The following is a 14,745-nucleotide window of genomic DNA, read 5'->3' as shown; positions in this document are numbered from 1 at the left end:
TCCCCGCGCCGTTCCGATGCGGGGCGCTCAGATGCGCCGCTCGATCGCGTCCCAGATCATGCCGCCCGTGTCGGTGCCGTTGAACTTGTCGATGGCCACGATACCGGTGGGCGAGGTCACGTTGATTTCGGTGAGCCACTGGCCGCCGATCACGTCGATCCCCACGAAGATCAGCCCGCGCTTCTTGAGTTCGGGCCCCAACGCGTCGCAGATTTCCTGCTCGCGCGTGGTGAGCGTGGCCGCTTCGGCATAACCGCCAACGGCCAGGTTGGAGCGGAACTCGCCCTCGCCCGGCTTGCGGTTGATCGCGCCGGCCACTTCGCCATCGACCAGCACGATGCGCTTGTCGCCCTCCGCCACTTCGGGAAGGAACGGCTGGACCATGAAGGGTTCGGGCCAGACCTGGCCGAACAGTTCGGCCAGCGCCGACAGGTTGCCGCCATCGGCATCGATCTTGAACACCGCCTTGCCGCCGTTGCCGTGCAAGGGCTTGACCACCACGGCGCGGTCCCCGTGCTTGTGCTGGAACGCACGCACATCGGCGGCCGAGCGGGTGATCAGCGTGGGCGGCATGAACCGCGCGTAATCGAGCACGTAGACCTTTTCGGGGGCGTTGCGGACCGAGCGGGGATCGTTGACCACCAGGGTCTCGCCCTCCAGCCGCTCCAAAAGGTGCGTGGCGGTGATATAGCCCAGGTCGAACGGCGGATCCTGGCGCATCAGCACGACATCGATATCGTGGCCCAGGTCGATCTTGCGCGTTTCACCCAGCTTGTAGTGATCGCCTTGCACATGCTGCACGGTGACGGGCGCGGCATCGGCCGTGACGCGGCCCGCTTCCCAGGCCAGGCTGGTGACGTGGTAATACCACAGTTCATGCCCGCGCGCCTGCGCCGAAAGCATCAGGGCAAAGGTCGAATCACCACCGATCTTGATCGAGTGGAGAGGGTCCATCTGGACCGCAACGCGCAGGGTCAAGGCAGTGCTCCGAATGATATCCGTGGTCTTGCGGGTGGCCCGTTTAAAGGCGAATTGGCAGCAGCGCGACCAAAAAGGAACCGCAACCGCATCAGGAAAATTCAACCATGCTCGCCGCCCGGCTCGTCACCCCGTTTCTTGGCCTGATCGCCTGTGCCGTGGTGTTGATCGACGTGCCCGGCCTGGTTCATGCCTGACCGTCACCCCCGCCACGCATTGACGATGCGGCGCGGCCAGCGCCCCGGCGCCAGCAGGATCACGTCGATCCGCACATCGTCATCCGGCCCGGCATAGCGCGGCGCCAGGGCTTGGGCGGCCCGCGCCACGCGCGCGAGGCGGCGTGCGTCGATGGCGGTATCGAGCGCGGCGGCACTCGCGCGCCATTTCACTTCCACGAAGGCCACCGTGCACCCGCGCCGCGCGACCAGGTCCACCTCTCCCACGCCGATCTTCACCCGCTGCGCCAGCACGCGCCAGCCGGTCAACCTGAGGTAGAGCGCGGCCAACCACTCGCCGCGCCGGCCCTGCGCCTCGGCCCGGGCACGGTTCACGGCTCGGCTTTCAGCGCCATGGCGCGCGCATATAGCGCCTTGCGATCAAGGCCGTGCGCCTTGGCCACCTGCCCTGCCGCTTGCGAGGGGGATGCCTGCGCCAGCGCGGCCCGCAGCAGCGCATCGACATCATCGGCCTGCGGAGCGGCCGGTTCGGGCGGTGGGCCGGCCAGCAGGACGATCTCGCCCTTGGGCGGATGGGCGGTATAGTGCGCGATCAGTTCTTCGGGGGTGCCGCTCCGGCATTCCTCGTGCAGCTTGGTCAATTCGCGCGCCACGGCCAGTTCACGGCCTGGCAGGTGCTGTGCCATCGCGGTGAGCGAGGCGACCAGGCGCGGCCCGGTTTCGTAGAACACCAGCGTGGCCGGGGTTGCCGCCAGCTCGCCCAGTACATCGCCGCGCGCCTTGTCCTTGGAAGGCAGGAACCCGGCGAACAGGAAGCGGTCGGTGGGCAGGCCGGCCAGCGTGAGCGCCACGGTCAGCGCGCTCGGCCCCGGCAGGCTGGTGACCGCCAGGCCCCGCTCGCGCGCCTCGCGCACCAGGCGATAGCCGGGATCGGAAATCAGCGGCGTGCCCGCATCCGACACCAGCACGACCGACTTTTCGGCCATTTCACCGAGTAGACGCTCGCGCACCTCGGCCGAAGCGTGGTCGTCATAGCGGCGCATGGCCTTGCGGATTCCCAGATGATTGAGCAACTTGCCCGTGACGCGGGTATCTTCGCAGGCTATGACGTCACACCGGGCAATGACGTCGGCAGCACGGGCGGTGATATCGCCAAGATTGCCGATAGGCGTGGCCACGATATAGAGCCCGGGCGCAAGGGGTGGTTTATCCATCCCTTTTCCATGGACCGGCCTTACGGGAGCGGCAAGCAGATGATGATGGGCAAGAGCGGCAACGACGGCATTTCGCGTGCAGGAAACCAGCCTGCCGGATGGAGCCGACGCCGCGCGGGGCAGTGGCTGGCCCTTTCCCTTCCTGCCGTGCTGCTGGCTGGCTGTTCGGTGATCCCCAAGCCCGGCACGCAAGGCGCGCCCCCCCCGCCCAAAGAAACCGCCCCGCAGGAAAACGTGCTGCCGACCGACGCCGGGCGCCATCGCGTGGCGCTGCTCGTCCCGCTGTCCGGCCCCAACGCGGCCGTGGGCCAGGCGATCGCCAACGCCACCACCATGGCGCTGCTCGATACCAACGCCCAATCGCTGCGCATCACCACCTATGACACCGGCAGCGGTGCGGCGGCGGCGGCCAGCAAGGCAGTGATGGACGGCAACCGGCTGATCCTGGGGCCGCTGACGGCAGATGACGTGAGCGTGGTGGCTGGCGTGGCGCGCCCGGCCAAAGTGCCGATGATCACGTATTCCAACGACAGCGCGGTGGCCGATCGCGATGTCTTCGTGCTGGGCCAGGTGCCCGGCCAGTCGATCGCGCGCGTGGTCGGCTATGCTCATAGCCAGGGGATCAAGACCGTGGGCGCGATCGTGCCGACCGGCACCTATGGCCAACGGGTGAGCAGCGCGCTGGCCGAGGCCACGCGGCTCCAGGGCATTCGCCTGACCGCGATCGAGACTTATGACCGTGGCAATACCTCGGCCGCCAGCGCGGTGCGCCGCGTCAAGGCCAAGGGCCCGATCGACGCGCTGCTGATCGGCGATGGCGCGCGCATCGCCCTGCAGGCCGCGCCTTTTGCCAAGGGCACACGCCTGCTGGGCACCGAGTTGTGGAAGGGCGATTCCATGCTGGCGAAAAGCCCGGCGATGAAGGGCGCATGGTTTGCTGCCATCTCCGACGATCGCCTGCCCCGCTTCGAGCAATCCTATCGCCAGCGCTTTGGTGCCAGCCCTGCGCGCATCGCCACGCTGGGCTATGATTCGGTGCTGCTCACGCTCAACATCGCGCGGGGGTGGAAGCCGGGCACGCTGTTCCCCACCGCCAGGCTCTATGACCGCGATGGCTTCATCGGCACCGACGGCGTGTTCCGCTTCAACGCCAATGGCGTGGCCGAGCGCGCGCTGGAAGTGCGCGAGGTTTCCGGCGGCACGGTGGTGACGGTGTCGCGCGCGCCGGAAAAGTTCGCAAACTGAGCATTTGAAGCGAATAAGGGGACGGCGACGGCTTGCGCGGCAATTCGCGCATGTTCTATAGCCGTTCTCATGGCGACAGAAGATTCCGGCTCCCTGTTCGACAAGCTGCCCCAGGGCAGCCCTCAAGAAAGCTATGATGGCTCTGCCATCGAGGTGCTGGAAGGGCTTGAGCCGGTTCGCCGCCGGCCCGGCATGTATATCGGCGGGACCGACGAGCGCGCGCTTCACCACCTGGTGGCCGAAGTGCTCGACAACGCCATGGACGAGGCCGTTGCCGGCCACGCCAACCGCATCGAAGTCACGCTCGAAGCTGCCGAGGGCGCGGCAGGCAAAGTGACGATCACCGACAACGGGCGCGGCATCCCGGTTGACGAGCACCCCAAGTATCCGGGCAAGTCCGCGCTCGAAGTGATCCTCACCACGCTGCACTCGGGCGGCAAGTTTTCGGGCAAGGCCTATGCCACCTCGGGCGGCCTGCACGGCGTGGGCATTTCGGTGGTCAATGCTCTGTCCACCCTCACCCGCGTGGAAGTGGCCCGGAACAAGGAATTGTACGCGCAGGAGTTTTCCTGTGGCCTGGCCACGGGGCCGCTGGCGCGCGTGGGCAATGCGCCCAACCGGCGCGGCACCGCCGTCACGTTCATTCCCGATGCCACGATCTTTGGCGCGGACGCCAAGTTCAAGCCGGCGCGCCTGTTCCGCCTGGTGCGGTCCAAGGCCTATCTCTTTGCCGGGGTGGAAATCCGCTGGAAGTGCGATCCCGCGCTGATTGCCGACGATACCCCGGCCGAGGCGGTGTTCCAGTTCCCCGGTGGCCTTGCCGATCACCTGGCCGAACAGGTCAAGGGCCGCGAATGCGTGACCACCGTGCCCTTTGCCGGGCGGCAGGACTTTCCGCTGGGCCCCGATGGCCAGGAAATGGGCCGGGTGGAATGGGCGATTGCCTGGCCGCTGTGGTCTGACGGCGCCTATTCCTGGTATTGCAACACCATTCCCACCCCCGATGGCGGCACGCACGAGCAGGGCCTGCGCGCCGCGCTCACCCGCGGCATCCGCGCCTTTGGCGATCTGGTTGGCCAGAAAAAGGCCAAGGACATCACGCCCGAAGACATGATCACCGGCAGCGAGATCATGCTGTCGGTGTTCATCCGCGATCCCCAGTTCCAAAGCCAGACCAAGGACCGCCTCACCTCGCCCGAAGCCGCGCGCATGGTGGAAAGCGCGGTACGCGACCATTTCGACCACTTCCTGACCGACAACATGGACCGTGGCCGCGCGCTGCTGGGCGCGGTGATGGAGCGGATGGACGAGCGCCTGCGCCGCAAGGCGGAGCGCGAGGTGAAGCGCAAGACCGCGACCAACGCGCGCAAGCTGCGCCTGCCGGGCAAGCTCACCGATTGTTCGGGCGAAGGCAGCGGCGAGACCGAACTGTTCATTGTCGAAGGGGATTCGGCCGGTGGCAGCGCCAAGCAGGCGCGCGACCGCAAGACACAGGCGATCCTGCCGATCCGCGGCAAGATCCTCAACGTGGCCAGCGCCACGGCCGACAAGATCCGCGCCAACCAGGAAATCGCCGACCTGTGCCTGGCGCTGGGCTGCGGCACGCGCAAGGACTGCAATCCCGACGCGCTGCGCTATGACCGCGTGATCATCATGACTGACGCCGACGTGGACGGCGCGCACATCGCCACCCTGCTGATGACCTATTTCTTCCAGGAAATGCCCGAGATCGTGAAGCGCGGGCATCTCTACCTGGCACAACCGCCGCTCTACCGCCTCACCGCCGGCACCGTTTCGGCCTATGCCCGTGACGATGCGCACCGCGCCGAACTGGAAGCGACCAAGTTCAAGGGCAAGAAAGTGGACGTGGCGCGCTTCAAGGGCCTGGGCGAAATGAACCCCGGCCAGTTGCGCGAAACCACCATGGCCCCGGCCAGCCGCAGCCTGCTGCGCATCACCCTGCCGCCCGAATACGAAGGCCGCGCAGCCGTGAAGGACCTGGTCGACCGCCTGATGGGCCGCAACCCCGAACACCGCTTCATGTTCATCCAGAACCGCGCCGGCGACCTAGACCGCGACCTGATCGACGCCTGAGCCCGCCGGGAACACGCCTTGCAATCTTTGTCCACGCGTGCAGACTGTTGCGGTTGAATCCGTGGGGGGCCACACTGGTGTGTTTACCGACATTGGGCATTTCGTTTGGCGCAAAAAGCACGCGGCCCTGGCCGGCCTTTGCGCCGGCGCGTTGGCATTGTCGGCATGCTCTGAAAAGCCGGCAGACGTTGCGGACCAAGGCAGGTTCGACGGCATCGATGCCAGTTCCGCGCCTTCGGTGGCGTTCACCTATTTCTATCGCGTGCTCGTGCCCGGCGACAAGTTGGCGGCGATCCAGGAGCAGCATGCCACCGCCTGTGAAAGGCTTGGCCCGGCGCAATGCCGCGTGGTGGGCATGCGCTTTAGCAACGATGGCCACGGCGACATCTCGGGTCGGCTGGACCTTGCCCTGGCCCGTGATCTCGCACGCGGCTTTGGCCGCGACCGCATTGCCACGGTCACCCAGGAAGGCGGAAGGCTGGAAGACACCGAGATCGAGGGCACCGACCAGGCGCCCAAGATCGAAGAAGCACGGAACAGCGAACGGCAAAGTGCCCAACAGCGCGAGGCGTTGCAGAAGCGACTGGCCCAGCCCGGCCTGGCCGATCGTGAGCGGACGGAATTGACCCGCCAGATCGCCGCGCTGGATCAGGCTCTGGCCACCGCCGTCCAAAGCGGTACCGCGGCGCGCGCCGAACTCGCCACCACACCGATGCACTTCACTTATGAAGGGGCCACGGGTCTGGCATTGAGCGACAATCCCTTTGCCGATGCCCTGCAAAACACACTGTCGAGCGGGCGCACCATGGTGTGGGCGGTGCTGGTGATCGGCGGCATGGCCCTGCCCTGGGCGCTGCTCGCGCTGGCCCTGGTTTTGCTATGGCGCACGCCGCCCGTCCGGCGGCTGCGAACCGCGCTGTTTCACGACAACGCCGATACGAACGGCTAGGCGCACTAGGCGCTTTCGCTTAGGCCGCCATTGAACAGCGCCTAAGCGCGCTGTGGCATTCCACCCGATCAAGAACCGGTGCCTGGGCGGCGTCGGTGGACCGGGTGAGTGCTGATGAACTACCTCATGAACGCGCCGATCGGGCGTAAGCTGTCGCGGTTGTTTACAATTATTGCGATCATGATCATGGCGGCGCTCGCAATGATCGGCGCCGGGCTGCACCAGATCAGCCTGCAGGACGCAGAAATCACCAACGACCACGTGCCACAGGCCATGTTGGCCAACGGCATGGACACGGCCATCGCCCAGATCGACGCAGATCTGCGCGCGTTGACGATGTCGTCATCAGCCCAGGTGCGCCAGGCTCATGAAGCGCGCATTGCCAAAAACCGCAAGCTGCTCGAAGAGGGTTTGACCGGGCTGAAGAGCACCGATCTGGATGAAAACGAATCGTCCTTCGTGGCCGATTTCGCCAAGGGCTGGAGCGAATACGCAGCCTCGATCGACAACGTCGAGAGCCTCGCCGGGCAGAACCGCGTTGCCGAAGCCCAGGCGCTGATCCAGCGGGGCGAGGAACTGGCTCACCGTATCGACCAGGCGCTGGACAAGCTGATCAACTATCAGCGCGGCCATATCACCGCCGCGACGGCGGAAGCCGCGCAAGCCTATTGGTTTTCGCTGGGCACCGGCCTTTGCGCGCTGGTCGGGCTGATCGTGGTACTGGCGTGGAGCTATCGCCTGCTTGAACGGCTGGTGGCGCGCCCGGTATCGCAAGTGGCGCAGGCGCTGGTGCGGCTGGGCGCGGGCGATCGCGACGTGCGCGTGGACCACGGCGGCAGCGCCGACGAACTGGGCGATCTTGCCCGCGCGTTCGACGCGCTGCGCGACCAGCTCACCGCCGCCGATGCAGCCAAGACCGCCCAGGTCGACCTCATCGTGCGCACGCTGGGGGTGGCGCTGGCCGACCTGAAAAGCGGCAACCTCGGCGCGCGGATCGATGCCGGGCTGGAAGGCCCGTTTGCCCAGTTGCGCGACGATTTCAACACCATGGCGGCCGAACTGGGCAAAGTGATCGGCGCGGTAACCGGCGCGGCCGACAACGTCCGCACCGGATCGACCGAGATCCGTGCCGCTTCCGACGATCTTGCCCACCGCACCGAGGCGCAGGCCGCCCAACTGGAATCGGCTGCCAGCGCCATGCGCAACGTGACCGCGATGGTGGACGACAGTGCGGCCAAGGCCGAGGCGGTGCGTCAGACGATCGAGGAAACATCGAGCGCGGCAAGCGAAGGCGGCGCGGTGGTGAGCGAAGCGGTGGCGGCAATGGACGGCATCGCCAAGTCATCGCAGATGATCAACCAGATCATCGATCTGATCGAAGGCATTGCTTTTCAGACCAACCTCCTCGCACTCAACGCCGGGGTGGAAGCGGCGCGCGCTGGCGATGCCGGCAAGGGCTTTGCCGTGGTGGCCACCGAAGTGCGCGCGCTTGCCCGCCGATCGGCCGATGCTGCCAACGACATCAAGGGCCTGATCGGCCAGAGCACCGGGCAGGTGCAAGCCGGGGTGCAATTGGTGACGCGCACCGGCGAAGCGCTGGAAGCGATCATCGCGCGCATCGGCAATCTGCGCGGTCTAGTGGCAGGCATTGCCGAAGCGACGGCCGACCAATCGGAAAGCGTCAAGAAAGTCTATGAAACCGTGGGCGCGATCGACCGCATGACGCAGCAGAACGCCGCGATGGTGGAAGAAAGCACGGCCGCGGCCCGCACCCTGGCGACCGAGGCCGATTCGCTCAGCACGCTGGTGGCGCGCTTCCGTGCCGGTGGCAGCCGCCAGCCGCTGCGCAGTGCTTCGCCCGTGGCCACGGCACCGGCGACCCCGGTTGCCATTGCGGCGCCACCCCCGCCCAGCGCGGCCGTGCGCGCCCTGCCCCCACCGCCCGCACCGGCACCGGCGCCGGCACCGGCGCCGGCACCTGCGCCGCGCAAGGTGGCCGGTGGCGGTGGCGGTGGCATGGAAGATTGGTCGGAATTCTAGAAGCCTCGCTTGCGCGGGCCCGCCCGCCACGCCAAGCTCATGCTTTGCTGCACTATTGCGGCGCGTGCAGGGGCAAGGCGCAATGAACAAGGTGGTATGGGCAATGCTGGCCGCGATGGGCGTGGCCACGGTTGGCGGATCGGCGGTTGCCGGGGCGGCAGAGCCACCGCCCCCGCCCAAGGCCGGGCCAATCGTGGTGGATACCGCGGCAGCCTGGACACACCCACCCACCGGCATCGTGATCCCGCCTGCCATCGGGGCCTTCACCCGCACGTCGGTGTCGCAAAGCGACCACGGCCTGGCCGACGTTTCGATCGGCTATGACGACAACACCACCCGCACCACGCTGACGATCTATATCTTCCGCGCCGGCTGGCCCCAGGCGCCGTTGTGGGCAGACCGGCTGAGCCAGGTGATGGGCATGACCGTGCAGCGCATGGGCGGCACGCTGGCAGGAACGCCTGTGTTCACGCCGTTCACGCCCACCGGCCATGCCAGTGCGAGTGGCATGCGCGTGGTGCAGAGCGCGCAGGGCGGCGCTTTGCAGGCCACCGGTGCCGTGGTGATCCCGGCCGGCAATTGGCTGGTGACCATGCGGATGAGTTCGCCCAAGTTCGACGCCGCAGCGCTCGATGCGCAGCTCGCGGCAACGGCGGCGGCCCTGTACGTTCCCGTGCCGGCCAAGCCTTTGCCGGCTGCCGAGCCGATTGCGCCTTGTGCCGATGCGCTGTCGATCAAGCCCGCCAAGCGCTTAAATGGCGACGATAGCCGCGCCAGCGTGATGATGAATGCCTTGCTGGGAGCCGCGCTGAGCAACGCAGTGGCAAACGCCGACAAGGACGATGGGGAGAAGGATGCCAGCCCGGATTATGCGGACACGCTCTGCCGCGATCCCGGCGCGACGCCAGACCGCGCGCTATACCGCAGACCGGGCGACACCCAGCACTACATCATCGCACTCGGTGATGCCGGCGTCACGCTGGAAGCGGGCCCCAATGTGTTGGCAGCCTTGAAGAAGAAGCCGGACAATTTTGACCTGCATCTGATCTTGTTCGACAAGATACTGTTCTATCAACCTTTCAAGAGCCTTCCCACGCCAGAGCAGGCGATGGACGCATTGAACCACGAACAGCCTCAGGGCACCTCCAGCGGGACCGACAACGTGACGATCAGCCTTTGACGGCGCGGCGGTCGGGTGCTCAACCGTCGCCGTTGGGGCCTGCACCCGCGCCGCCCGCGTCGTCATCGCGCTTGCCGCGAATGAAGTCGAAGCGGATGCGCACCCAGGTGCCCACTTGCGGCGTGCCGTTCACGCGCGGCGGGCGCACCAGGAATTGCCAGGCCGCCTGGCGCAGCACGCGGGCCATGCCCGATCCGCGCGGGCTTTCGTCGAGTTCCTGGCAGTCTTCCACGTGATAATCGGCCACGGTGCGGCACGCGATCATCGCCCAGCGGCCCGAGCTCTGGCCCGGCCGCATATAGCCATTGATTTCCGCGTCGCGCGGCTCGCGATACCATTCGGCGTTGTAGAGGCGCGAGCCATCGGGCGCGGTGCCCCCGGTGCCGCCGCCACCGCCGCCGGCAGAGGCCTGCTGCGCCGCGCTGCCGGTCCCGGCCGGGCCTTTCAGCTTGGAAATGTCGGCCGAGGCGAAGTCTGACCGGCTCATCGGGATGAAGCCTTCGGGCCAGACCACCTTGTTGTCGGTGGGGATGACCACGCGCGGCGGCTTGGCCGCGGCGGGCATGGTGGCGGCAGCGCGGGTGGCCTGCTGCGCCGCCTTCTGCTGCTTGGGCGTGGGATTGTCGCTCTTGTCGCCGGCTGCGGCAGACAGGTTGACGGCGGTCAGCGTGCCGCCTTCGTGCTTGGCCGGTGGCTCGTAAAGCCCCACGGACAGCAACGCCGCCAGCAACAGCAGCGACATGGCCAGCGCCAGCACGAACGACAGGGAACGGCGGCGGGGATCGGCGCCATAGCGCCCGCCCCCCTCCGCAAGCAGCACGTCTTGCATCTAGGCTCCGTCACCGCGGGTGCCTGTGCGCTGCGCATGCGCAACAGGCCCCGCCAGCCGCCGCCCTATACTAAGGCCGGCAGTGACAAAACCCTTCGATTGCGCGTTACCCTTCGCGGCAACGACAAAAAAGATTGTTCGCGCCGGGGGATGGCTTCAATCGCGTGGCCCCAGCTTTTCCAGTTCGACGCGTTCGAACATCGTGCGCGCCGCCGGCCGCTGGGCAATCTGCTCGATCCAGCGCAGCAGATGCGGCGTGTCTGCGCGGTTGACCAGTTCGGAAAAGCCGAACTGCATGCCATTGGCGATGGCAAAGTTGCAGATATCGGCCAGGGTATATTGCCCCGGCACCAGCCATTCGTGATCCCGCAGGTGATCGTCCAGCCGGCGCACCGAAAAGGCGATCTTGCGCATTTCCTCGTCCAGCAGGTCCTGTGGGAAGCCTTCGCGGGCGCGGCGCCATTTCACCTGCTGCTCGACCACGGGAATGGCTTTGACCTTGGCTTCGAATTCGGCGTCGGACAGGCCCTGGACCATCTTGCCGACATAGCGGTGCCAACCGATGGTCGACACGCACCAGCAGAAGTATTCGTCCACCCACTTGGTCCACACCCGCATCTGCGCACGGCCATAGCTATCGGCCGGACGCAGCGAGACTTGCGTGGGATATTCGTCTTCCAGGTATTCGCAGATCACCGTGCTTTCCGTGATCACCTTGTCGCCATCCACCAAGGCGGGCACTTGCCCACGCGGGTTGATCGCCTTGAACCAATCGGCATGATGTTCGAACTTGGCCGGATCGAGGCGGTTGGCTTCGAACGGCAGGCCCTTTTCGAACAGGGTGAGCAAGGGCTTCATGGAATTGGCGGCAGGACCGAAACTGTAGAGCTTGAGCATGGAGCCTGTTATCCTCTCCCGGGTAGCTTCCCGGCTTTGCCAACGCAGCCTAGACATTGTTTGCCAACCTAACAATACCCGAATGGAGAATTGCCATGGCCTTTACCGGACGCTGCGCCTGCGGGGCGGTTACCGCCACCATTTCCGCGCAGGAGCCGGTGGCCGTGCGCCAATGCTGGTGCCGCCAGTGCCAGCAGGCCGCCGCAGGTGGCTCCACCAACAATGCAGTGTTTCCGGCAGAATCCGTCACGGTCAGCGGCGCGTTGGGCTCGTTCGGCTATGTCGCGCCATCGGGCAACACGCTGACCCAGTTCTTTTGCCCGCAGTGCGGCACCGGCGTCATGGCGCAATCATCGGGGCGCATGCATTTGCGGACGGTGCGCCTGGGCTTTCTCGATCCCGGCCACGGCCTGGAACCCGATACCGTGATCTGGACGGACGAGGCGCCGGCCTGGGCCCAGGTCGATCAACGGGCCGCCAGCTATAGCGGGCAACCGCCCGCGCCGGGCCAGCCGGTGGCAGAGCAGGCGTGACACTGCCGCAACAGTAAAACGTAAAACGCGTGCAGATCGGCAAGTATCCGCCAGTATTATTCGTCCAATCTCGAAACAAATAGCAATCTTCCCTCTTGTCTTGCGCGGCGTCTTCGACCAGACGCCGCGCATCACGCCGCCATGACAGTGGCGTGACTGCCGATCTGCCAACAACCCGGCGGCAAGACAGGCCTAACAGGGGAAAACATGAAGAAGATCGTTCTGCTGGCTGCCATGGTGGCTGCACAGCCTGCTTTTGCACAAGATGCCAAGTTCTCGGGCCTGCGCGCCGAAGTGCGTGTGGGCTACGAAACGCCCACCGTCAGCGGCCTTGGCGATGGCGAAGTCTACAAGATCGGCAATTCTGCCTCGATCGGTGGCGAACTGGGCTATGACGTGCCCTTGGGCAACAGCGTGACCGCGGGCCCGTTCATCAACTATGACTATGCCGATGCCAAGGACTGTGTCGATGGCGTGTGCCTGGGTTCCAACGGCAACCTGCTGACCGGCGCGCGCGTGGGCGTGGCCGTGACCCCCAAGGTCGAGGCGTTCTTCAAGCTGGGCTATGACCGCTTCCGCCTCAAGGCCTCGATCGGCAGCCGCACCGGCCATGAGAATCTCGACGGGATCGGTGGCGAACTGGGCGTGAACTTTGTCGTCAGCCAGCGTGTCTATGCCGGCTTCTCGCTGAACTACGCCGATCTCGGCAGCTATGAAGGCATCAACTTCCAGCGTCGCCACGTGGCGGTACAGGTCGGCACGCGCTTCTGAGCCACCGATAGCAGCCCTTTCATCCATGGAAAAAGGGAGGGCCTGGCCCTCCCTTTTTTGTCAGTAGAGCAGGAACTGCTGCCGTTCCTCAATCCAACTGGCTTCATCGGGGCTGGCCACGGCATCGAGGTCAGCGGCCTGCGCCCCGCGATCGTCCACCCATTCGCGCAAGGCCGGGCCGCCATTGATCACATCGATGGCGAGGCGATCGAGCACGTATTCATAGGGAAAATCGCGCCACAGCGGATAATCGGGATAGAGATTGCGGATGGCCTTGAACGCCAGCGCCTGCAGCCGCCAGGGACGGAACGCGGCGTGATCGTAAAAGCCGCCTTCGGGGTGGAGCATCAGGCCGTGGCACAAGTGGCCGACGTGCTTGTGGAAAGTGGGCTCGAACCAGCATTCGCGGATTGCCGCGCCCGCCAGCCAGTGCGGCGCCACGCGCGCCATTTCAGCCCGCACCGCCAGCGCATCGACATCGGGGGCGCCGAACAGCACTTCGAGCGGGCGGGTCGTGCCGCGCCCTTCGGAAAGCGTCGCGCCTTCGAGCATGACCGTGCCGGCATAAGCGCGCGCCATGGCCAGGCTCGCCGCGTTGGGACTGGGGTTGATCCAGATGCGGTCCTGCGGCCAGCCAAAGCCCGGCGCGGCATCGGGCTGCCAGCCGTCCATGGCGATGACGCGGTAATCCACATCGAGGTTGTAGTGCGCGATGAACCAGCGGCCCATTTCACCCAGCGTCAGCCCGTGGCGCATCGGCATGGGGCCGGCGCCAACAAAGCTCTCCCACCCGGGCACGAGCCGGGTGCCTTCCACCGGCCGACCGGCGGGATTGGGCCGGTCGAGCACCCACACCGCCTTGCCCGTGCCGTGGCAGGCCTCCAGCAGGTAGAGCAAGGTTGTAACGAAGGTATAGATGCGGCAGCCCAGATCCTGCAGATCGAACAGGAAGACATCGGCGGCATCGATCATGGCCGGCGTGGGCCGGCGGACTTCGCCATAAAGGCTGAACACCGGAATCCCCAGGCCGGGATCGCGATAATCGGGCGATTCCACCATGTTGTCCTGCTTGTCGCCCTTGAGCCCGTGCTGCGGGCCAAAGGCGGCGGTCAGGTTCACGTCCGGGCAGGCCGCCAGGGCATCGAGGGCGTGCACAAGGCCTTGGGTGAGCGAGGCGGGATGGGCCACCAGGGCCACGCGGCGGCCAGCGAGCGGCGCGCGCAGCGCGGCATCGGCCACAAGGCGATCAAGTCCGGTCTTCATGCCGCTTGCGGTGCCTCAACCCGCGCGGCGAAGCAAGCTGCATGGTGGAAATCGGGCTTGCCGCGCGGATGGGCCAGCGCCCAATAGGATTTGGCGCCGTCCGCCTCTTCCAGCACGGCCGAAAGCCCCATGCGCCAGGGCAGCGGGGGCAGGCCTGCGATGGGAAGCGCCGCATCGCAGATCAGCAGGTCCTGACCCCGGCGCGGGGTGATCACCGGTTCGCGCGGGATCGGCCGCGGCGCCATGCCGGCGCGATAGCCATCGAAATCATAGGCCGCCCAGCGTTCCGACGGGGCGAAATTGAATTCGGCATAGGTACCCGCGGCAATGCCTTCGTCTTCGGCCAGGAACAGCTCGAAGCAAGTGGATTGCCACAGGCCGTCGGTGCGCGCGCGCCCGGCGAACGGCGGCACTACCAGGGCGGCCGTACCCTCCACCCGCCAGCGCAGGCACAGCCAGTTGGCATCCATCGACAGGATGCGCGCCGAAACCTGGCGCACGGCAATCGCCGGGTGATCGGGATGGGCAACAAGCAGCGCCGGTTCCAAGGCACGTCCTTTCATGCTAGGCGCCCCG

General features: G+C 66.3%; 14 protein-coding genes. 7 read left to right on the top strand and 7 right to left on the bottom strand.

Annotated features, from left to right (window positions below; translation table 11 throughout):
* Window positions 1–27 precede the first annotated feature (27 nt).
* The 3 genes from gshB to rsmI form a co-directional block, all read right to left on the bottom strand.
* On the bottom strand, window positions 28–978 hold the full coding sequence (gshB, locus tag FHT19_RS05615) for a glutathione synthase (RefSeq protein WP_169474238.1): 951 nt from the start codon (window positions 976–978) through the stop codon (window positions 28–30).
* Between the two features lie 200 nt (window positions 979–1,178).
* Window positions 1,179–1,529, bottom strand: coding sequence for a YraN family protein (locus tag FHT19_RS05610; protein ID WP_169474237.1), 351 nt, complete (start codon window positions 1,527–1,529; stop codon window positions 1,179–1,181).
* Entirely contained in the window at window positions 1,526–2,368 is an 843-nt protein-coding gene (gene rsmI, locus FHT19_RS05605) for a 16S rRNA (cytidine(1402)-2'-O)-methyltransferase (protein ID WP_169474236.1), read from the bottom strand. Before rsmI ends, FHT19_RS05610 begins: the two co-directional genes overlap by 4 nt.
* Window positions 2,369–2,407: 39 nt before the next feature.
* On the opposite strand from rsmI, the gene FHT19_RS05600 reads away from it, so the two are divergent.
* From FHT19_RS05600 to FHT19_RS05580, 5 genes are all read left to right on the top strand, one after another.
* Complete coding sequence (locus FHT19_RS05600) at window positions 2,408–3,613, top strand: penicillin-binding protein activator (RefSeq protein WP_246865887.1); 1,206 nt, start codon at window positions 2,408–2,410, stop codon at window positions 3,611–3,613.
* A 69-nt stretch (window positions 3,614–3,682) separates the two neighbouring features.
* Entirely contained in the window at window positions 3,683–5,707 is a 2,025-nt protein-coding gene (locus FHT19_RS05595; RefSeq protein ID WP_169474235.1) for a DNA topoisomerase IV subunit B, read from the top strand.
* A 151-nt stretch (window positions 5,708–5,858) separates the two neighbouring features.
* Window positions 5,859–6,656, top strand: coding sequence for a hypothetical protein (locus FHT19_RS05590; RefSeq protein ID WP_169474234.1), 798 nt, complete (start codon window positions 5,859–5,861; stop codon window positions 6,654–6,656).
* A gap of 114 nt (window positions 6,657–6,770) precedes the next feature.
* Window positions 6,771–8,696, top strand: coding sequence for a methyl-accepting chemotaxis protein (locus FHT19_RS05585; RefSeq protein WP_169474233.1), 1,926 nt, complete (start codon window positions 6,771–6,773; stop codon window positions 8,694–8,696).
* A gap of 82 nt (window positions 8,697–8,778) precedes the next feature.
* A complete protein-coding gene (locus tag FHT19_RS05580) occupies window positions 8,779–9,876 on the top strand; it encodes a hypothetical protein (protein WP_169474232.1) in 1,098 nt (365 codons plus the stop codon).
* 19 nt (window positions 9,877–9,895) lie between these two features.
* On the opposite strand, the gene FHT19_RS05575 is transcribed toward FHT19_RS05580, so the two are convergent.
* Together FHT19_RS05575 and FHT19_RS05570 are read right to left on the bottom strand one after the other, a co-directional pair.
* Window positions 9,896–10,705, bottom strand: coding sequence for a hypothetical protein (locus FHT19_RS05575; RefSeq protein ID WP_169474231.1), 810 nt, complete (start codon window positions 10,703–10,705; stop codon window positions 9,896–9,898).
* Window positions 10,706–10,861: 156 nt separating this feature from the next.
* On the bottom strand, window positions 10,862–11,602 hold the full coding sequence (locus FHT19_RS05570) for a glutathione S-transferase family protein (protein ID WP_169474230.1): 741 nt from the start codon (window positions 11,600–11,602) through the stop codon (window positions 10,862–10,864).
* 95 nt (window positions 11,603–11,697) lie between these two features.
* Here FHT19_RS05570 and FHT19_RS05565 point away from each other — a divergent pair, with 95 nt between their 5' ends.
* Together FHT19_RS05565 and FHT19_RS05560 are read left to right on the top strand one after the other, a co-directional pair.
* Window positions 11,698–12,135, top strand: coding sequence for a GFA family protein (locus tag FHT19_RS05565; protein ID WP_211184767.1), 438 nt, complete (start codon window positions 11,698–11,700; stop codon window positions 12,133–12,135).
* Window positions 12,136–12,342: 207 nt separating this feature from the next.
* Complete coding sequence (locus FHT19_RS05560) at window positions 12,343–12,906, top strand: outer membrane beta-barrel protein (protein ID WP_169474229.1); 564 nt, start codon at window positions 12,343–12,345, stop codon at window positions 12,904–12,906.
* 60 nt (window positions 12,907–12,966) lie between these two features.
* On the opposite strand, the gene FHT19_RS05555 is transcribed toward FHT19_RS05560, so the two are convergent.
* Together FHT19_RS05555 and FHT19_RS05550 are read right to left on the bottom strand one after the other, a co-directional pair.
* Window positions 12,967–14,169 (bottom strand): DUF1343 domain-containing protein, encoded by a 1,203-nt coding sequence (locus FHT19_RS05555; RefSeq protein WP_169474228.1) that lies wholly within the window; start codon window positions 14,167–14,169, stop codon window positions 12,967–12,969.
* Window positions 14,166–14,732, bottom strand: coding sequence for a DOMON-like domain-containing protein (locus tag FHT19_RS05550; RefSeq protein WP_248290278.1), 567 nt, complete (start codon window positions 14,730–14,732; stop codon window positions 14,166–14,168). Before FHT19_RS05550 ends, FHT19_RS05555 begins: the two co-directional genes overlap by 4 nt.
* Between the last annotated feature and the right edge of the window lie 13 nt (window positions 14,733–14,745).

This window comes from Novosphingobium sp. SG919, from assembly GCF_012932495.1.
Taxonomy (GTDB): domain Bacteria; phylum Pseudomonadota; class Alphaproteobacteria; order Sphingomonadales; family Sphingomonadaceae; genus Novosphingobium; species Novosphingobium rhizosphaerae.
Note: the sequence above shows the minus strand (reverse complement) of the source record. Positions and strands in the feature narration are given on the sequence as shown.